The sequence below is a fragment of the Curtobacterium sp. PhB142 genome (assembly GCF_004341255.1).
Lineage (GTDB): Bacteria > Actinomycetota > Actinomycetes > Actinomycetales > Microbacteriaceae > Curtobacterium.
This window is the reverse complement of sequence record NZ_SLUT01000016.1, coordinates 21,619-39,883: the sequence shown is the minus strand read 5'-3', so window position 1 is coordinate 39,883 and position 18,265 is coordinate 21,619. Positions and strand designations below refer to the sequence as shown.

The window sequence follows — 18,265 nt, the reverse complement described above, 5'->3', positions numbered from 1 at the left end:
GGCGCCCCGGGGCGGCGGGGGGTTGGGGGTGGTCGGGGGGGGGGGGGGGGGCGGGCCCACCTTTCCGCCCCCGGGGGGGGTCGGCGCCCCCCTTTGTGGGGGGGCGCGACGACGGCAGCGGGGCGCGGACGAGTCGGACGCAGGCCGCCGCGCCCTACGCCAGCGCCACGCTCCAACTGAACGCCTGCGGCCAGAGCTGGTGTTCGGGCAGCACGTCGAGGCCGCACGCCCGGCTGCCGAGCCCGTGCTGTGCCGCGTCGAGGTACAGGTACAGGTGGTCCGACGTCGGCAGCTCGTACGGGTGCTCGGCGCGGTCGATCTGCTGCGCGGTCCACGGCGACAGGGTGAAGCCCGCACGGTGCGACCCCACGGTCGACACCGTGAACGGCCCGACGGACAACGAGCGCAGCGCAGGCCGGTGCCCGGTCTCCTGCGGCCGCGAGTACTCGACCCCGAGCGACCGCACCGGAGCGGTGAACCGGCCGACCCGGGCAGCGTGGGACGAGTCGGCGTACGACTCGAGCGGCCCGGTGCCGAACCACGTGGCCGTCTCGTCGGCCAACCCGGCCGGCAGGTCGAACCGCACCCCGATCCGCGGCCAGGTGACGTCCCACGCCCCGAACGGCACCGCGTCGGTCTGCAGCACCAGCCCGTCGGACGTCAGGGTCCAGCGGTGCGTGACCTCGAGGCCCCACCCGCTGTTCGCCGCCGCCACCCGCACCCGCTGTTCCAGGCCGGAGTCGGTCCGTGCCACCGACACCAGGCGGTGGGTCAGCCGGTCCAGTCCACGGTCCCGCCAGCGCGAGGCCGACGGGGGAGCGTCCGGGTCACCGACACCGTGCGTCAGCACCGGGTCCGCCGTCTCGTAGCCGCCCTGCGACGCCAAGCGGTCGTTGTCGGTCGGGGCGCGCCAGAGCTCCAGGCGGGGTCCTGCGACCTCGTGGCCCTTCCAGGACACCAGGTCGCCGCGGTCCGAGAACGTCCCGTCGCCGAGACGGTCGCCGTCCCACCCCTGCCGGGAGGCCCGTGGTGCGTCCGCCACACGGCTCGCGACGAGCCGCTGGGTGCGTGCAACGACGTGGCCGGTGTCCGCCCACGCGGTCGGGCCCGCCAGTTCGGCGGTCAGGTCGAGCCAGAGTTCGTCGCCGGGTGCGAGTTCGGCGGTGGCCGCGTCGAGCACCTCGGACGGCACCGGGACGGTCGCCGACTCGCGGGCGGCCACCACACCGGCGGCGAACCGACCGGAGGCCTCGACGACGCCCTTCCGCGACAGGGTCCAGCAGAACCGCAGCCCGGCGGTCGAGGCCGAGTGGTACCGGTTCTCGACCAGGATCGTGGTGTCCGACACCGCCAGGCGGATCGGCGCGACCACGGCCGCGAACTCGGCGAGCCCCGGGGTCGGGGAGTCGTCGGGCAGCACCAGGCCGTCCATCACGAAGTTGCCGTCGTGCACGACCTCGTGGAAGTCGCCGCCGTAGGCGTAGTAGTCCTGGCCGGACGCCGTCTGCGCCAGGAGCCCGTGGTCGCGCCACTCCCACACGAACCCGCCGTGCAGGCGCGGGTACCGGTCGACCAGGGCCTCGTACTCGGCGATCTGGCCGGGGCCGTTGCCCATCGCGTGGACGTACTCGCAGTGGATGAACGGCTTCGAGCGTTGCCGTGCGGCCTCGGCCGGGCCGCAGCCGAGCAGGGGCGTCGGGGTGCCGCCACCGATGGACTCGGTCTCCTGCAGCGACGGGTACATCCGCGAGTACACGTCGGTGTACTCGCCCGTGTAGTCGCCCTCGTAGTGCACGGGCCGCTCGGCGTCGCGGTCGTGCACCCACTGCGACATCGCCGCCAGGTTCCGGCCGGTGCCGGACTCGTTGCCGAGCGACCACATCACGATGGACGGGTGGTTCTTGTCCCGCTCGACGGTCCGTGCGACGCGGTCGAGGTAGGCGTCCGCCCAGGCCGGGTCGTCCGACGGGTTGCCGACCCAGCCGGTGAAGATGAACCCGTGGGTCTCGAGGTCGGTCTCCAGGATCACCCAGAAGCCGAGCTCGTCGGCGAGGTCCAGCACGCGGGGGTGCGGCGGGTAGTGCGAGGTGCGGATCGCGTTGACGTTGTTGCGCTTCATGAGCGCCATGTCCGCGCGGGCGTGCTCCTCGTCGAAGACGCGGCCGCGGACGGGGTGGGTCTCGTGCCGGTTCACGCCGTGGAACACCACGCGCTCGCCGTTCACCAGGAACCGGTCGCCCTCGATCGACACGGTGCGGAAGCCGAGCCGCAACGAGACGGTCTCGCCACCGGCGGCACCGCCGGCGTCCGTGCCGGTCGACACCGTCGCGTCGTACAGCTTCGGCAGCTCCGCGCTCCACGGCTCGACGCCCTCGACCTCGATCGGCGTGACCTCGTCGGCCGTCGCCCACGTCACGTCGACGCCCAGGTCGGGCACCGCGAACCGCACCGGGAAGCCAGCGTCCAGCGTCGGGAACGTGATGGTCCCGCTGCCGGTCGCCGGGCGTCCGGACGCCGCGGTCCCGGCCGTCGCGGCACTGCCCAACGTGGGCGCCCAGGAAGCCCTGACGAACACGTCGTCGATCGGCGCCGTCGGACGGGCGAGCAGCGTGACGTCGCGGAAGATCCCCGGCAGCCACCACTGGTCCTGGTCCTCCAGGTACGACGCCGCCGACCACTGGTGCACCCGCACGGCCAGGTCGTTCGACCCCGGACGGAGCAGCTGCGTGACGTCGAACTCGGTCGCCAGGCGGGACCCGGTCGACCAGCCCACGAGCGTGCCGTTCAGCCACACCCGGAAGTGCGACTCGACCCCGTCGAACCGCAGCAGCACCCGACCGGCCGCCGCGAAGGACGCCGGCAGCTCGAACGTGCGCCGGTGATCGCCGGTGGGGTTCTCGTCCGGCGGGTGCGGCGGGTCGATCGGGAACGGGTACTGCAGGTTCGTGTAGCTCGGCGACCCGTGCCCGTGCAGCACCCAGTGCGACGGCACCGGCAGCTCGCCCCACGCGGGGTCGTCCTCCACGGCAGCGTCGGTCGCGAACGCGTCGGACACCGATGCGACCGGCGACCACCGGAAGCGCCAGTCGCCGTTGAGCGACAGCGAGGGTGCGTCGGTGTGGAGCGCGGCCCGCGGAGGGAGCCGTGATGCCGAACCCGGCGAGGTCGAGTGGAGGTCGTCGAGTGCGGAGTTGGTCAACCCTTGACCGATCCTTCCGTGAGGCCCCCGCGCCAGAAGCGCTGCAGGACGATGATGGCGATGACGAGCGGGATGACCGAGACGAGCACCCCGCCGGTGGTGAGCTGGTAGAACTCCGGCAGGCGGTCGACCTGCGAGCGCCAGTTGTTCAACCCCAGTGTGATCGGGTACAGCTTCTGGTCTGCCAGCATGATGAGCGGCAGGAAGAAGTTGTTCCAGATGCCGACGACCTGGAACAGGAACACGGTCACCAGGGCCGGGGTCATCTGCCGGAGCACCACGGTGTGGAAGATCCGGAGCTCGCTGGCACCGTCGATGCGTGCCTGTTCGAGGAGCGTGGTGTCCACCGACGCCGCCGCGTACACCCGGCACAGGAACAGGCCGAACGGGGAGACGAGGCTCGGGATGAGCACGCTCCAGTACGTGTCGGTCAGGCCGAGGGTCGAGAACAGCAGGAACAGCGGCAGCGCCGTCGCGGTCCCGGGCACGAGCACGCCGCCGAGGATCGTGCCGAACACGAACTGCCGACCCTTGAAGTCGTACTTCGCCAGCGCGTACCCGCCGGCTGCGGCGAAGTAGGTCGCCAGGACCGCACCGACGCCGGAGTAAAGGATGCTGTTCGCGATCCACCGGACGAAGATGCCGCCGTCGTAGGTGAACACCTGCTGCAGGTTGCTCCAGAGCGCGAACTCGCCGCCGAACCAGAACCCGTTCGTCGAGAACAGCGCGCCGGTCGTCTTCGTCGCGGCGATGACGACCCAGTACAGCGGGACGAGGAAGTACAGCGCGACGATGACGAGGATGCCCGTCACGACGATCTGCGAGCGCGGGGACCGGTCGAGCTTCCGGCGCTGGTGCGCCGAGATCGACGTGGTGTCCACGGGGACGGCGGTCTTCGCCGTGGCCGGCGCTTCGATGGCTTCGCTGGTCATCGTTCAGTCCCTTCGGTGGTCGCGACGCGACCGGACTGGAGGCCCGGGTCGGCTGTGGAGGTGACCGTGCTGCCCGCCGCAGCGCGCGTCTGGAGCGCGGTGCGGGCCTCCAGGCCGTCACGCTTGGCGCGCTTGCGCCGGTCGCGTTCGTCCTTCGGCGCGCGGTTCGTCAACGCGAGGAACGCGAACGACAGGATGAACGCGGCCAGCGCGATGATGACCGCCTGCGCACTCGCGACGCCGTACTCGTTGAACGCGAACGCGTTCGTGTACGCGGCGTAGTTCGGCGTGTACTCGGTGTCGATCGCCGGGGCGACCGTGGACAGGATCTGCGGCTCCGCGAAGAGCTGCAGCGTCCCGATGATCGAGAACACCGTCGTGAGCACCAGGGCTGGCGCGATGAGCGGGATCTGGATCCGCCATGCGACCTGGAACGGGCCGGCACCGTCCATCTTGGCGGCCTCGTAGACCTCGCCGGGGATCGACTTCAGCTGGGCCACGATGATGAGCATGTTGTAGCCCGTGTAGGTCCACGTGACGATGTTCGCGATCGACCACAGCACGCTGTTCGCGCCGAGGAAGTCCGGCTGCAGCCCCATCGACTGCAGCAGCGACACGATCGGCGACAGGCCGGGCACGTACAGGAACGACCACAGGATCGTCGCGATGACGCCGGGGACGCCGTACGGCATGAAGTAGATCGCGCGGAAGAAGCCCGGCCAGCGGGCGCTCGCCGACTCGAGCAGCAGCGCCAGGATCGTGCAGGCGATGATCATCACCGGGACCTGCACGATGCCGAAGAGCAACATGCGGCCGATCGAGGCGACGAAGCCGGAGTCCTGCAGGGCGATCGCGTAGTTGTCGAAGCCGGCGAACTTGCCGACGACGCCGTCCTCGCCGAACAGACCCTCGCGGTCGACGGTCGTGAACGACTGGAACAGGGCACTGATGATCGGGATGATGAACGTCAGCAGGAACAGGGCCAGGAACGGCGCGAGCAGGATCCACGGAGCACGCTTCTGCGCACTCGTGGCCTTCGTGCTCGTGCGGAAGGCGGGTCGCGTGCTGGTCTGCTGGCTCATCGTGCCGTCCTGACGCTGAGGCCCTTGTCCTTGAAGGACTGGACGATCTCCCGCTGCGCGAGTTCCACCGCGTCGGAGAGCTTGAGGCCGGAGGTGAGCTTGCGGCGGAACTGGTTCTGCAGGCTCGTGAACGCCGACTGGGTCACGGGGGACCACGACCAGTCGATGTTCTGCTCCTTCGAGGCCGGCACGAAGACGTCCTCGTTGTAGTTCTGGCCGGAGAACCACTTCGACGGCTGCTCGCGCTGCTTGCCGATGTAGTCGACCGCGGGCGACCAGCCGATGCCGCAGTACTTGATCATCGCGTCGATGCCCTCCTTCGAGGTGGTCATCCAGGTGATGAACTCGAGCGCTTCCCTCGGGTGCTTCGCGTTCGCAAGGACCGCCGCCGTCGAGCCGCCGATGGCGCTCGAGCCGAAGCCGTCGGCGCCCCACTTCTGCATCGGGGCGACCTTCCACTTGCCCTCGCCGCCCTGCACGGACTCGATCAGGGCGTCACCCCAGCTCGCGCTCGTGACCGCGGCGATCTTGCCGCTCGCGGCCGAGGCGTACCAGCCGGGGGAGTACGCACCGGCACTGGTGTCGACGAGCTTGTCGTCGATGACCCCGTCGAAGAAGTCCGCGACCATCAGGGTCTTGTCGTCGGTCATGTCGACGACCCACTCGTCACCGTCGACCTTGAACCAGCGGGCGCCGGCCTGCTGTGCGTACGCGGCGAACGGTGACGCGTCCGAGACCGGGAACACCTCGAGGTAGTTCTGCTTGCCCGTCTTCCGGACCTTCTCGGCCAGGTCCCGCCACTCGTCCCACGTCGTCGGGGGCTCGCCGCCGGCCTGCTCGAGCAGGGCGGTCTGGTAGTAGAACCCCATGGGGCCGGTGTCCTGCGGGATGCCGTAGATGCCGTCGACGAAGGACACCTGCGCCCACGCCGCCTCGTCGTACTTCGACTCGAAGTCCTTCGCGCCGTAGCGGGCGAGGTCGACGAGACCGTTGGCGAGCATGAACTCGGGGATCTGCCGGAGCTCGACCTGACCGATGTCCGGACCGCCGCCGGCCGCCAGCGCGGAGTACATCTTCTGGTACCCGCCGCTGTTGCCACCGGGGATCCAGTTCGCCGACACCTGGATGTTCGGGTGCGTCTTGTTCCAGACGTCGCAGACCTTCTGCAGGTCCTTCAGCCAGGCCCAGTAGGTGAGCTGGACGGTCTCGCCCGACGCGGCGGCCGGCACGAGGGCGGCCTTGTTCACGTTGGTGGACCCGGGGACCGCGCAGCCGGCGAGCAGCCCTGCCGCCGCCGTGCCGATGCCGAAGCCCAGGAGTTGTCGTCTGGAGATGGGTCGTGGTCGAGGCGTCATTGCCGCACTCCGGTTCGTCGTCGATTCGGGGTCCAGGTCAGCCAACCACAAAACCGAGCGTCGTTGCAGTTTCGCGCCTGGGTGTTCGCTCCCGACTGTGGACGCCCGGTGGCGGCGAGGTGGAGTGTGGTCGCACGTGAGAGCGCCGGGGCTCGTCAGCTCCGGCAACCGTCCGAGAGGAGCTGCCATGACGTCGACCAACGCGACGAGCGAACTGCACCGGATCCTGGGAGAGCGACTGGAGGGCGGCAGCACCTGGGCCTGGGCCTACGCCGACGTCTCCGGCAACGTCGAGGATCCCCGACGACAGGCGGCGCTCAAGCTCCGCGGTGTCGAGGAGGGGCTCCGGGCACAGGGTGCGTCCGACGAGGTCGTCGACGCCGTCGCCACCGAGTTCGAGCAGGAGCCCGGCGTCCCCTCGCCCGTCACCCGGTACGTGCTCGTGCACGACGGCGAGGTCGTGCTGAGCGAGGTCCTGCCCGGGCCGCTGCACGGATCGGAGTCGGTCGGCGTCGGAGCCGTGCCGGATCTGGTGCCGCTCGTCGCCCACCGTCCCGTCGACCTGCCGTTCCTGGTGGTCCACGCCGGCAAGGAGGGCGGGGCCTTCCGTGCCTACCGCCTCGGGCACGCCCCGGTCGCGGCCGACGCGTCCGAGCAGCAGGTGGCAGGCCGGAACGACACCCTGCACTACGCCAAGGCCGGCACCGGGTGGAAGCAGCCGCACTGGCAGCAACACACCGAGGAGATCTGGAAGCAGAACTCGTCGGAGACCGCTGCCGCCGTCGACGAGGCCGTTCGGACGATCCGCCCCGGACTCGTCGTCGTCGCCGGTGACGTCACCGCCCGTGAGCTCCTGGTGAAGGCACTCTCGTCCGAGACCCGTGCACTCGTCTCGGTGTTCCCGGGCGACCCGCGCGCCGACGCCGGTTCGAAGCAGGCCTTCGTCGAGCACGTCGAGACCGCACTCGCCCGCGTCGTCGCCACCCGCCGCCACGACCTCGAGGACTCGCTCCGCACGCACGTCGGCCGTGGCGACAACCAGGTCGTCACCGGCCTCGGACCCGTCGTCGAGGCGCTGCAGCAGGCCCAGGGCGCGACCGTCGCCCTCGACGCCGTGGCCATCGGCGACCGGACGCTGCTCGCGCTCGCTGGGGCGCCGTGGGTCGCCACCGCACCGGAGCAGGCCGCGGGGACGCCCGTCATCGGGGCGGTGCCGGCGGTGTGCGCGATGGTGCGGGCCGCGGTGCTGACCGACGCCGAGCTCGTGCTCGTCAACGCCGCGTCGCTGCCCGGTGGTGCTCCCGCCGCCGCGCTCCTGCGCTGGCCTGTGGGCCCGGTCGTCCCCGCCTAGCGAGCCGCGCGCGTACCTTATCGAAACGGGCGTACCTGGTCAGTTCTTTCGACCAGGTACGCCCGTTCCTACAGCGCATCGCGCGGGTCAGTCGTGCGACCGGTCGGTGCGCGGGACCAGCGGCAGGGCCAGCAGCGGCAGCACGGCCACGATGCCGAACGACGCCGCGAACCCGAGCGCCGTCACCAACGCGCCGATGCCCGGGCCGACGGCGCTCGCCGCGATGAACTGCCCGGTGTTCTGCGTCCCGAGGGCCCGACCGGACCAGAACGGCCCGGCCGCCTCGGCGACCGACGTGTAGGCCAGCCCGTTGTCCGCCACGGTGACGCTCGTCGCGATCACCAGGAACACGGCGCCGGCCGCCAGGTGCGTGACGTCGACCAGCGCGAGCAGCCCCATCACGACGGCGGCGCTCACGACGACGATCCGCAGCGGTCCGACGCGTGAGCCGGCCCGGTCGCTCCACACCCCTACCAGGATCCGCCCGATCGCCCCGACGAACTGCGACGCCCCGACGAGCAGCCCTGCCGCGGCCGTCGACCACCCCAGTCCGACGAGCCACACCAGCCCGTAGGTCGACAGGGTGAATTGCGGCACCACGAGCAGGATCGACACCGCGTGGATCCGCCACAGGAAGCCGCTCGACCGGTACGGGTTCGCCGTCGCGTCGGCCGGTGCCGTGTGCCGGGCCGGTCGCGGTGGGTTCTGGATGCCGACGGCGCAGAGCACCGCGAGCACGGCGCAGAGGACGATCGGTAGGACGAGGGCCGCGCGGATCCCGGACCCCTCGGCGAGCTGCGGCACCGTGACCGCCGCGAGTGTCACCCCGAGCGGCTGCGACATCTGCCGGATCCCCATGGCGAGCCCGCGCCGCTCCTTCGGGAACCACCCGACGACGACCCGGCCGCTCGCGGCGTTCGTCGACGCGCTCGTCATGCCGCCCAGCAGGAAGGCCAGCCCGAGCAGGACCGGGTCGCCCGCGGCGAGCCATGCCCCGACCACCGCGAGGGTCGTCAGCACGAGTCCGCCGGCGATCACGATCCGCTCGCCGATCCGGTCGGTGATGGCGCCCCAGGCGATGAGCGTCAGGACCATGCCGAACGTCGGTGCAGCGGCGAGCACGCCCGCCACGGTCAGGGACGTGCCGTTCGCGTGCAGGTACGGGATGAGCAGAGCGGGAGCCGTCACCACGAGGGTCCCGGCGGCCTGTGCCGCCACGCCGAGCGCGAGCATCGTCCACGCTCGGCGGCCGATCGTGGTTGGCGTCGGGGGTGCGGCGGTCGCGGTCATCGTGGTGGCTCGCATCGTTTCATCTCGGAAGCAATTGGTATACCACAACGGTATACCATTCCGACGGTGTCCCCGCTAGAGTTGTTGGCCGTGACCGACACGACCGATGCAACCCCGGTGTCGCAGACGGCCCAGCTCTACGACAACCTGCGTGCCGCGATCCTGACGCTCGACATCGCGCCGGGGGAGCGCATCTCGGAGCGCGGTCTCGAAGCGCGGTTCCACGCCTCGCGGACCCCCGTCCGTGCCGCGCTGTCTCGGCTCGAGCGCGAGGGACTCATCCTGCACGAGGGGCGCTCGTGGACGGTCACCCCGATCGACCTCGACGAGATCGCCTCGCTCGCCGAACTCCGGGGCGTGCTCGAACCCGCCGCCACCCGACTCGCGGTCGAGCGGGCGAGCGCCGAACAGCTCGCCGAGGTCCGCGGGCACCTCGACGCCCTGCGCCCGACACCCGACCAGCAAGCCGGCATCCGGATGGGCTCGACGTTCCACCTCGACCTGGCGGCGCTCGGCGGCAACCGGTTCATCACCGACGCGATCGCCGATGCCCTGACCCGTCTCGAGCGGACCCGGTGGATCGAGGTGCGCACACCCGAGGCACGCGACGCCGCGTGGGACGAGCACAGCGCCATCATCGACGCCGTGCGCGACGGTGACGCCGACCGTGCGGCCGGGCTCGTCGCGGCGCACGTCGCCGGGACGAACGACCGGTTGCTCGGTTGGATCGCACAGGAGCGCCGCCGACTGCGCGGCGCGGGCATGACGATCGTCGGGGCGACCGAGCGCTGACGCGAACCGCGTGACCTGACGGCACGCGTGGAGCGTGACCCGATCTGCCGGGCGAGCTGGGCACTGGACGCGACCGCGCCGGAAACGCGACCCGACAGCAGGTGCCGGTCCGCGCCTCCTGGCCGTCGCCCGGTCGACGCCGGACGTGACCCGCTACGGGCGGTCCGCGCGCTCCTCCGTCGCGTCGAGCTGGTCGAACGTCGAACCGCCGCCGTCGGTGCGCTCGAGCAGCGCGTCGCGCACCTCGGCCTCGTCGTGGCTCGCGCGGTTCGCCAGCTTGCTTCCGGATCGTGTCGCCTGTGACATGTCGGTGTCCTTCCCCTGCGTGTGGGCATCGTGGTGTGCGCGGGCATCCTGCCCGCCGGTGCGCTTCCTCACGGGACGTACTGAGGTCGTGACAGTGTCGCGCGGTCGCTCCGGCCGCCGCAAGGGCTTTCGTCACATGTGGAGAAGTGCCGTCACGGACCGTGCCTAGGATGGTGCGGCCGCGCCGCCCCGGTGCGCACCAGCGGACGTCGGACGGGAGGCACGGCTTGGCTGCACCACGTACCGCACCTCCCACGGTCTACGACGTCGCCAGTGCCGCGAACGTCTCGATCGCGACCGTCTCGCGCGTGCTCCGCACGCCGGACGCCGTCCGCGAGGGCACCCGGGACCGCGTCCAGGCGGCGATCCGCAGCCTCGGCTACGTCCCCTCCGGCAACGCCCGAGCCCTCGCCGGCAAGCGCACCGGCGTCGTCGGACTGCTGCTGCCCGGGTTCGACGTGGTACCCGACGAACGGCCGGACCTGGTCACCGACGGGGGCGTCCGCGTGGTCGACGACCGCCGCCACGTGACCCAGCCGTTCTCCTCGAACCTGTACTTCGACGAGGTCCTGCGCGGCGCCGAGACCGAGGCCTGGCAGCGCGGACTCGCGCTGATGGTCGCCGCCGGTCGGGGGTCGTCGCGCGACGTGATCGTCAACGACGTCGCCGGCCGGGTGGACGGCCTCGCCGTGCTCGCGCAGACCGTGCCGGACGACCTGCTCGAGCACGTCGCCCGTCGGATCCCGGTCGTGGTGCTCGCCGACGACCGGCGGTCGCACGGGTTCGACTCCGTGAGCGTGGACAACAGCGCCGGCATGCGGACGCTCGCATCGCACGTGATCGGGCGGCTCGGCATCCGGTCGCTCGCGTACGTCGCAGGCCCGATCGACTCGCCGGACGACATGGAGCGCTCGACGGGCTTCCGGTCGGCGTTGGCGGACCACGGGGTGCCGGCCTCGTCGGTCCGGGTGGTGCACGGCGACTTCGGCCGGGCGCGGGCGCGGGAGCTGGCGGCGACGCTGCTGGCGGACGAGGTGCCCCGGGCCATCGTGTGCTCGAACGACCAGTCGGCACTCGGGGTGCTCGACGCCGCCACCGCCCGGGGCCTGCGCGTGCCCGAGGACGTCGTCGTCACCGGCTTCGACGGCATCGACGCCGGGCGCTTCTCGTCGCCGCGGCTCACCACCGTGCACCAGCCGATGGGGGAGCTCGGGCGTGCTGCGGTGCGGGCGATCGTCGACCGGCTGGACCACCGCGAGGGGCCGCCGCGCGCCGTCCGCCTGCCGGTCGAGGTGCTGCTGCGCGAGAGCTGCCCGCCGGCGCTGTGACGAGCGGCCGTGCGGCGAGCGGCGCGGCGGTGCGGCCGCACCGTGCGGCTTTGCTCATCTCGTGCGACGTTGACCGCCCGGTGCGGGCCTGTAACCGCGCACGGAGCGGGCAGCCTCGCACCCGGCGACGGAACGCGCACCGTGCGCAGCGACCCTCGCTCCGACCCTCGCTCCGACGCTCGCTGCCGCCGCCCGCGCCTACGTACCACCCCGGCACGGAACCCCGGTGTTGCGCGACGCGATGTAAGCGCATACATTGACCCAGTACCGATTCGACACGGAGGTCGACCGAGCAATGACGCTTCCCCCACAGCGCACGCGCGGCAAGCGCGACCCCGGGACCCGCGCTCCCGGAACGCGCCCCGGCAGCACCCGACGACGCGGACGCCTCGTCGCGGCGATCGCCGGGCTCGCAGCCGTGGCCCTCATGGCCACCGGCTGCAGCATCCAGGTCCGGTCCGAACCCGATCCCACGATCGGCAAGGACACGATGCTCATCAACGCGGACCACGGCAACCCGCTGTTCGACCGCAACTTCAACCCGTACATCGCGAACGCCCGCACGGCCTCCAAGTGGATGTACGAGCCGCTCATCGAGATCAACCCCCTCGACGGCAAGGGCACCCCGTGGCTGGCCAGCAAGTGGAGCCAGCCGGACGCCAGCACGATCGACATGACGATCCGCCAGGGCGTCGAGTGGTCCGACGGCTCGCCGTTCTCGGCGAAGGACGTCGTCTTCACGTTCGACCTGCTGAAGAAGTTCCCGGCGATGGACGTCAAGGGCGCCTGGCAGCACATCAAGAGCATCGAGGTGGACGGCGACCACGTCGTCTTCCACCTCAAGAGCGACGACGTGCCGAGCCTGAACATCATCGGCGCGACGTACATCCTCGGTGAGCAGCACTGGGGCGGCGTGAAGGACCCGACGACGTTCCGCGACCCGAACCCGGTCGGCACCGGCCCGTTCGTGCTCGGCAACTACACCGACCAGCAGTACTCGATGGACAAGAACCCGACGTACTGGCAAGCCGACAAGATCGCCATCAAGCACCTCATCCTGCCGGCGACCAACACGCAGCTCGACACCGTCACCCGCGGCTACGACTGGGCGTACTCGTTCATCTCGGACGTCAAGGGCACCTGGGGTGCCGCGTCGAAGACGAACCAGTGGTGGTTCCCGGCCGGTGGCGTGATCGGCCTCATCCCGAACCTGACGAAGGCCCCGTACAACGACGTCAACGTCCGCAAGGGCATCTCGCTCGCGCTGAACCGTGACGACATCGCCGAGACCGCGTCCGAGGGCAACCTGGCGGCAGCGGGCCAGACCGGCCTGATCCTGCCGAACCAGGAGAAGTACCTCAACCCGGACATCCCGGACAAGGGCATGATCACGCAGGACGTCGACGCTGCGAAGGCCGCGTTCGCGAAGTCCGGCTGGACCGAGCAGGGCGGGAAGATCATGAAGGACGGCAAGCAGCTGTCCATCACCATCATGACCGCGAACGGCTACTCGGACTGGCTCCGTGCCGCGCAGGAGGTCCGTCGCGACCTGACGGCCATCGGTGTGAAGGTGACGATCCAGGCACCACAGCCCGCCGGCTACCAGCAGAACATCAACAACGGCACGTTCGACATGGCGATGGGCGGCATGGGCAACGGTGACGTCTACCAGGCGTTCAACTCCCTGCTCAGCAGCGACTTCTACCAGCCGGTCGGCAAGTCGACGGTCAACAACTACGAGCGCTACAAGAACGCCGACACCCAGAAGCTCCTCGACGAGTACAAGGCGACGACGGACACGGCGAAGCAGCAGGAGATCCTGAACCAGCTGCAGGAGATCGTGTACGACGAGCTGCCCGTGATCGGCATGTACTACGGCGGGCTCTGGGGGCTGTTCAACACCGGCAAGTTCGTCGGTTGGCCCAGCGCCGAGGACCCGTACATGGCCCCGCAGAACTACGACTCCGCACCGCTGCTCATCTTCTCGAAGCTCCGGCTCCGGGACAGCGCAGCCGGCCAGGAGATCCTGAAGCAGCAAGAGGACCAGAAGTGAAGTACATCCTCCAGAAACTCGTCCTCTTCGTCCTGACCCTCTGGGCCGCGGTCACGCTGAACTTCGTGCTCCCGCGCCTCATGCCGGGCAGCCCGTCGGACGCCGCGCTGGCGAAGCTCAGCCAGAACGGCCCCGTCACCGAAGCCACCAAGAAGGCCATCGAGGCCCAGCTCGGCGTCCCCACGGGCAACCTGTGGGACCAGTACGTCAACTACCTGCACCAGGTCGTCACGCTCGACTTCGGGGTGAGCTACACGTTCTACCCGCAGCCGGTCGGTGACCTCGTGTCGAAGGCCCTGCCGTACACGCTCATCCTGGTCGGCGTCGTGACGATCCTCGCGTTCGTCCTCGGCACCCTGATCGGCGTCGCGGCGGCGTGGAAGCGCGGCACCTGGCTGGACTCGCTCCCGACGCTGTCGGGGTCGTTCATGTCGACGTTCCCGTACTTCTGGACCGCCCTGCTCCTTCTGTTCTTCCTCGGCTACGTGTTGCACTGGTTCCCGACCACGGGCGCCTACTCGGCGACCACCACCCCGGGGCTCAACGGAGCGTTCGCGGCCGATGCCCTGCAGCACGCGGTGCTGCCCGCGGTGACGATCCTGGTGACGAGCCTCGGCGGCTGGATCATCGGCATGCGCAACGCGATGATCAACACGCTCGGTGACGACTACGTGACCTTCGCCGAGGCGAACGGTCTGCGCGGCCGCACCGTGGCCGTCCGGTACGCGGCGCGGAACGCGATCCTGCCGAACCTGACCGGCTTCGGTCTGGCACTCGGTGGCGTGGTCGGCGGTTCGGTGCTGGTCGAGCAGGTCTTCGGCTACCCCGGCATCGGCTACCTGCTGTTCAACGCCGTCATCGGGCAGGACTACCCGCTGATGCAGGCCCTCTTCCTGATGATCACCGTGTCGGTGCTCATCGCCAACTTCATCGTGGACGTCATGTACGGCGTCCTGGACCCGAGGACGCGCCGATGACCAACAACGCCACTGTCGCTGTCCGGACCCAGGACACCGACGAACAACAGGCTCCTTCCAAGTGGAAGAGCACCGCCCGCCAGTTCGGCGTCGTCTGGTCGAACTCGAAGGCCCGGATCGGCATCATCATCCTCGCGGTGTTCGTGCTGGTCGCGATCTTCGCGCCGCTCCTGGCCCCGTACGGTGCCAGCCAGAACGGGTTCGCCCGGTCCGCCGACGCGACCGCCGACCACTGGATGGGCACCACCGCCGCTGGCGAGGACGTCCTGTCCCAGATCATCTACGGCGCACGGATCTCCGTGATGGTGGGTGCCGTCGCCGGCATCCTGTCGACGCTCGTCGCCGTCGCGATCGGCCTCAGCTGGGGCTACGTCCGCGGGTGGATCGGCGAGGTCATCGGCTTCATCGTGAACCTGTTCCTGGTCATCCCGGGCCTGCCCCTGATGATCGTCATCGCGGCGTACCTGCAGAACGGCGGCATCGCGGTCATCATCGCGGTGATCGTCGTCACCGGCTGGGCCTGGGGCGCTCGCGTCCTGCGCAGCCAGACGCAGTCCCTGCGCGGTCGCGACTTCGTGACGGCCGCGCAGTTCTCCGGCGACGGCGCGACCCGCATCGTGTTCCGCGAGATCCTGCCGAACATGACCTCGCTCATCGTCGGCTCGTTCTTCGGAGCGGCCACGAGCGCGATCCTGGCCGAGGCGGGCCTCGAGTTCCTCGGGCTCGGCGACTCGTCGATCGTCAGCTGGGGCACGATCCTCTACTGGGCGCAGAACTCCAACGCGCTGCTCACCGGCCAGTGGATCCTGCTCTTCGCCCCCGGCCTCTGCATCGCGCTGCTCGCGATGAGCCTCACCCTGATCAACTTCGGCGTCGACGCCGTGTCCAACCCGCGGCTGCGCGAAGGCGCGCGCCCGAAGCGCAAGGAGGCGACCGCATGAGCGGCTCGCGTACGACGCAACCAGCAGACGGCCTGGAGGCGCGGGACGGCGCCGCCACGGGCCTCCCGTCCGACGGTGGTGACGCCCAGGGCGTCCTGCTGGACGTCCGCGACCTGTCGGTCGTGTACGAATCGGCCGGCCAGACGGCCGTGCAGGCGGTCGACCACGTGTCGTTCAGCCTGCGGAAGGGCGAGTTCGTCGGCCTGGTGGGCGAGTCCGGTTCGGGCAAGTCGACGCTCGGCTACGCGCTGACGCGTCTGCAGAAGCCGCCGGCGCGGACGAACGGCGGCAGCATCGTCTTCAACGGTCACGACATCCGTGACCTCAACGAGGAAGCGCTCCGGCAGCAGCGCCAGGGCGGCTTCGCGATGGTGCTGCAGTCCGGCATGAACGCGCTCAACCCGGTGCGCACCGTGCGGAACCACTTCATCGACATCTTCAAGGCGCACGGCCACGTGTCGCGCGACCGCTGGGACGCCCGGATGAAGGAGCTCATCGAGAAGGTGAAGCTGCCGACGTCGATGCTCGCCCGGTTCCCCGGGGAGCTCTCCGGCGGCATGCGGCAGCGTGTCTCGATCGCCCTGGCCCTGTCGCTCGAACCGCAGCTCATGGTGTTCGACGAGCCGACCACGGCACTCGACGTGCTCGTGCAGCACGCCGTCATGGACACGATCATCGAGCTGCAGCAGGCCGAGGGCTTCACGGCGATCCTGATCAGCCACGACCTCGGCATCGTGCTCGAGGCCACCGAGCGCGTGCTCGTCATGCACGAGGGCCGCATCGTCGAGGACGGCGGCTCGAAGGAGCTCCTGCGCAACCCGCAGGACGAGTACACGCAGATGCTGCTGTCGCACTACGCCGACCCGCGGGCCGAGATCGTGTCCCTGCCCGGGTTCCCGGACCGGTCGCAGCGTGCGACGTCCGGCGAGAAGCGGCAGGAGGCCACGTCGTCGTTCAGCACCGTCGGGTCGCGTGAGCGCTCGGCGGCGAAGAACCCGATCGTCGTCTCGAACATCGTGAAGACCTACCCGGCTCCGCGCCGCGGCGAGCAGCCCGTGCAGGCGGTGCGCGACGTGTCGTTCACCCTCGAGCCGGGGCAGTCGCTCGCCCTGGTCGGTCAGTCCGGTTCGGGAAAGTCGACCATCGCGAAGCTCCTGACCGGGGTCGAGAAGCCGACGACCGGCACCGTCCGGTTCGGCGACCTCGACGTCGCACGCCTGGGCAAGCGCGGCCTGCGGGACCTCCGCTCCGAGGTGCAGATGGTGTTCCAGGACCCGTACGCGGCGCTCAACCCGCTGCACACCGTGGAGTACACGCTGTCCCGCCCGATCGCGAACTACACGGACCTGACGGGGCAGGACGCCCGGCGCCGCGTGCTCGAGCTCCTCGAGACCGTGGGCCTGACACCGGTCGAGCAGTTCGCGCAGAAGCTCCCGCACCAGCTCTCCGGTGGGCAGCGGCAGCGCGTCGTCATCGCCCGGGCACTCGCGTCCGACCCGCAGGTGATCATCGCCGACGAGCCCGTCTCCATGCTCGACGTGACGTTGCGCGCCGGCGTGCTCGCCCTGCTCGAGGACCTGCGCGAGCAGTGGGGCGTCTCGCTCCTCTACATCACGCACGACCTGCTCAGCGCGCGGCTCATCACCGACGACATCATGGTGCTCCACGAGGGTGCCGTGGTCGAGCGGGGTCGCACGGCCGAGGTGCTGCAGAACCCGCAGGACCCGTACACGATCGCGCTGCTCGACGCCGTGCCGAACCCCCGCCGCGCCCTCGCGGAGGGCCGGCTGTGACCACGCTGCACGACTTCCCGGAGGTGCCGGCGTTCGGCCACCTGCCGACGCCGGACGGAGTCGACGTCGTCGGCATCGACCTGCCGATCGGCCGCCTCACGGCGTACCGGATCGTGCCGTCCGGGGTGTCGAAGGGTGTCGTGCTCATCGTCCCGGGCTACACCGGCTCCAAGGAGGACTGGCGCACGTTCCTGCCGCTCCTCCGCGACGCCGGGTGGTCGGCGGTGGCGGTCAGCCGCCGTGGACAGGCCGACTCGGTCTCGCCCGACGACCGCACGGCGTACACGCTCGAGCAGGAGGCCGCCGACGTCGTCCGCGTCGCCGGACTGCTCGACGACGGCGCTCCGGTGCACCTCATCGGCCACTCGCTCGGCGGCGTGATCGTCCGCGCCGCAGCGATCGCGTCGCCGACGTCGTTCCGCGACGTGACGATGTTCTGCTCCGGCCCGCACGGCTGGTCGTACCGCAAGGCCGCCGAGAAGACGATCGTCGCCGACACGTGCTCCAACCGCGCGCTGTTCGACGCGCAGAACCCGCTCTGGGCCGGCCGCCCCGACGCGGAACTCCCCGACGACGCCCGGATGGTCCGCGAACGCTTCGACCACACGAGCGTCCTCAGCGTCCTCGGCGGCGCAGCGATCCTCGAGGACCGCACCGACACCACCGAGGAACTCCGCGCGACCGGACTGCCGGTGCTCGTCGCGCACGGCGTCTGGGACGGCGCCTGGCCGATCCCGTGGCAGGCGGACATGGCGTCGCGTCTCGGTGCGTCGTACGAGGTGATCGCCGAGAGCTACCACGGCCCCCAGATCGAGAACCCGCTCGGCACGGTCGCCGTCTTCGATGCGTTCATGAACGCCCACTGA

14 protein-coding genes are annotated in these 18,265 nt (G+C 70.4%); 8 read left to right on the top strand and 6 right to left on the bottom strand.

The annotated features are described in order from the left end of the window. Positions 1 to 154 precede the first annotated feature (154 nt). Genes EDF31_RS19330 through EDF31_RS19315 form a run of 4 tightly spaced genes read right to left on the bottom strand, consistent with a single transcriptional unit; the run spans position 155 to position 6,568 of the window. Entirely contained in the window at positions 155 to 3,199 is a 3,045-nt protein-coding gene (locus tag EDF31_RS19330) for a glycoside hydrolase family 2 TIM barrel-domain containing protein (RefSeq protein WP_131847641.1), read from the bottom strand. Beyond that, positions 3,196 to 4,131 carry a carbohydrate ABC transporter permease gene (locus tag EDF31_RS19325; protein WP_111085425.1) on the bottom strand — a complete coding sequence of 312 codons (936 nt, stop codon included), beginning with the start codon at positions 4,129 to 4,131 and terminating at the stop codon, positions 3,196 to 3,198. Before EDF31_RS19325 ends, EDF31_RS19330 begins: the two co-directional genes overlap by 4 nt. Then, positions 4,128 to 5,213, bottom strand: a complete 1,086-nt coding sequence (locus EDF31_RS19320) for a sugar ABC transporter permease (protein WP_131847639.1) — start codon at positions 5,211 to 5,213, stop codon at positions 4,128 to 4,130. The genes EDF31_RS19325 and EDF31_RS19320 overlap by 4 nt, the downstream gene beginning before the upstream one ends. Next, positions 5,210 to 6,568: a sugar ABC transporter substrate-binding protein gene (locus EDF31_RS19315; protein WP_123340015.1), complete on the bottom strand. Its 1,359-nt coding sequence runs from the start codon at positions 6,566 to 6,568 to the stop codon at positions 5,210 to 5,212. The genes EDF31_RS19320 and EDF31_RS19315 overlap by 4 nt, the downstream gene beginning before the upstream one ends. Before the next feature lie 187 nt (positions 6,569 to 6,755). Between EDF31_RS19315 and EDF31_RS19310 the strand changes: the two genes are divergently transcribed. After that, a complete protein-coding gene (locus tag EDF31_RS19310) occupies positions 6,756 to 7,919 on the top strand; it encodes a hypothetical protein (protein ID WP_131847637.1) in 1,164 nt (387 codons plus the stop codon). Positions 7,920 to 8,006: 87 nt separating this feature from the next. On the opposite strand, the gene EDF31_RS19305 is transcribed toward EDF31_RS19310, so the two are convergent. Continuing rightward, entirely contained in the window at positions 8,007 to 9,224 is a 1,218-nt protein-coding gene (locus EDF31_RS19305) for an MFS transporter (RefSeq protein ID WP_243650171.1), read from the bottom strand. Positions 9,225 to 9,299: 75 nt separating this feature from the next. On the opposite strand from EDF31_RS19305, the gene EDF31_RS19300 reads away from it, so the two are divergent. Further along, positions 9,300 to 10,001: a GntR family transcriptional regulator gene (locus tag EDF31_RS19300; RefSeq protein WP_235035805.1), complete on the top strand. Its 702-nt coding sequence runs from the start codon at positions 9,300 to 9,302 to the stop codon at positions 9,999 to 10,001. A 153-nt stretch (positions 10,002 to 10,154) separates the two neighbouring features. On the opposite strand, the gene EDF31_RS20135 is transcribed toward EDF31_RS19300, so the two are convergent. Continuing rightward, on the bottom strand, positions 10,155 to 10,307 hold the full coding sequence (locus EDF31_RS20135) for a hypothetical protein (protein WP_159570996.1): 153 nt from the start codon (positions 10,305 to 10,307) through the stop codon (positions 10,155 to 10,157). A 227-nt stretch (positions 10,308 to 10,534) separates the two neighbouring features. Here EDF31_RS20135 and EDF31_RS19295 point away from each other — a divergent pair, with 227 nt between their 5' ends. The 6 genes from EDF31_RS19295 to EDF31_RS19270 all read left to right on the top strand — a co-directional run bounded on the left by EDF31_RS19295 (position 10,535) and on the right by EDF31_RS19270 (position 18,265). Next, positions 10,535 to 11,635, top strand: a complete 1,101-nt coding sequence (locus EDF31_RS19295) for a LacI family DNA-binding transcriptional regulator (RefSeq protein WP_228505604.1) — start codon at positions 10,535 to 10,537, stop codon at positions 11,633 to 11,635. 295 nt (positions 11,636 to 11,930) lie between these two features. Then, positions 11,931 to 13,688, top strand: coding sequence for an ABC transporter substrate-binding protein (locus tag EDF31_RS19290; RefSeq protein WP_228505606.1), 1,758 nt, complete (start codon positions 11,931 to 11,933; stop codon positions 13,686 to 13,688). Next, positions 13,685 to 14,665, top strand: a complete 981-nt coding sequence (locus EDF31_RS19285; RefSeq protein WP_111085432.1) for an ABC transporter permease — start codon at positions 13,685 to 13,687, stop codon at positions 14,663 to 14,665. The genes EDF31_RS19290 and EDF31_RS19285 overlap by 4 nt, the downstream gene beginning before the upstream one ends. Further along, a complete protein-coding gene (locus tag EDF31_RS19280) occupies positions 14,662 to 15,606 on the top strand; it encodes an ABC transporter permease (RefSeq protein WP_131847635.1) in 945 nt (314 codons plus the stop codon). The genes EDF31_RS19285 and EDF31_RS19280 overlap by 4 nt, the downstream gene beginning before the upstream one ends. Continuing rightward, positions 15,603 to 17,399, top strand: a complete 1,797-nt coding sequence (locus EDF31_RS19275; protein ID WP_131847633.1) for an ABC transporter ATP-binding protein — start codon at positions 15,603 to 15,605, stop codon at positions 17,397 to 17,399. Before EDF31_RS19280 ends, EDF31_RS19275 begins: the two co-directional genes overlap by 4 nt. Continuing rightward, on the top strand, positions 17,396 to 18,265 hold the full coding sequence (locus tag EDF31_RS19270; RefSeq protein WP_131847631.1) for an alpha/beta hydrolase: 870 nt from the start codon (positions 17,396 to 17,398) through the stop codon (positions 18,263 to 18,265). The genes EDF31_RS19275 and EDF31_RS19270 overlap by 4 nt, the downstream gene beginning before the upstream one ends.

Excerpts from the sequence above, each read along its gene's own strand:
- EDF31_RS19325 (WP_111085425.1), bottom strand. The coding sequence starts at position 4,131 with ATGACCAGCGAAGCCATCGAAGCGCCGGCCACGGCGAAGACCGCCGTC.
- EDF31_RS19320 (WP_131847639.1), bottom strand. The coding sequence starts at position 5,213 with ATGAGCCAGCAGACCAGCACGCGACCCGCCTTCCGCACGAGCACGAAG.
- EDF31_RS19315 (WP_123340015.1), bottom strand. The coding sequence starts at position 6,568 with ATGACGCCTCGACCACGACCCATCTCCAGACGACAACTCCTGGGCTTC.
- EDF31_RS19310 (WP_131847637.1), top strand. The coding sequence starts at position 6,756 with ATGACGTCGACCAACGCGACGAGCGAACTGCACCGGATCCTGGGAGAG.
- EDF31_RS19305 (WP_243650171.1), bottom strand. The coding sequence starts at position 9,224 with ATGCGAGCCACCACGATGACCGCGACCGCCGCACCCCCGACGCCAACC.
- EDF31_RS20135 (WP_159570996.1), bottom strand. The coding sequence starts at position 10,307 with ATGTCACAGGCGACACGATCCGGAAGCAAGCTGGCGAACCGCGCGAGC.
- EDF31_RS19290 (WP_228505606.1), top strand. The coding sequence starts at position 11,931 with ATGACGCTTCCCCCACAGCGCACGCGCGGCAAGCGCGACCCCGGGACC.
- EDF31_RS19280 (WP_131847635.1), top strand. The coding sequence starts at position 14,662 with ATGACCAACAACGCCACTGTCGCTGTCCGGACCCAGGACACCGACGAA.
- EDF31_RS19275 (WP_131847633.1), top strand. The coding sequence starts at position 15,603 with ATGAGCGGCTCGCGTACGACGCAACCAGCAGACGGCCTGGAGGCGCGG.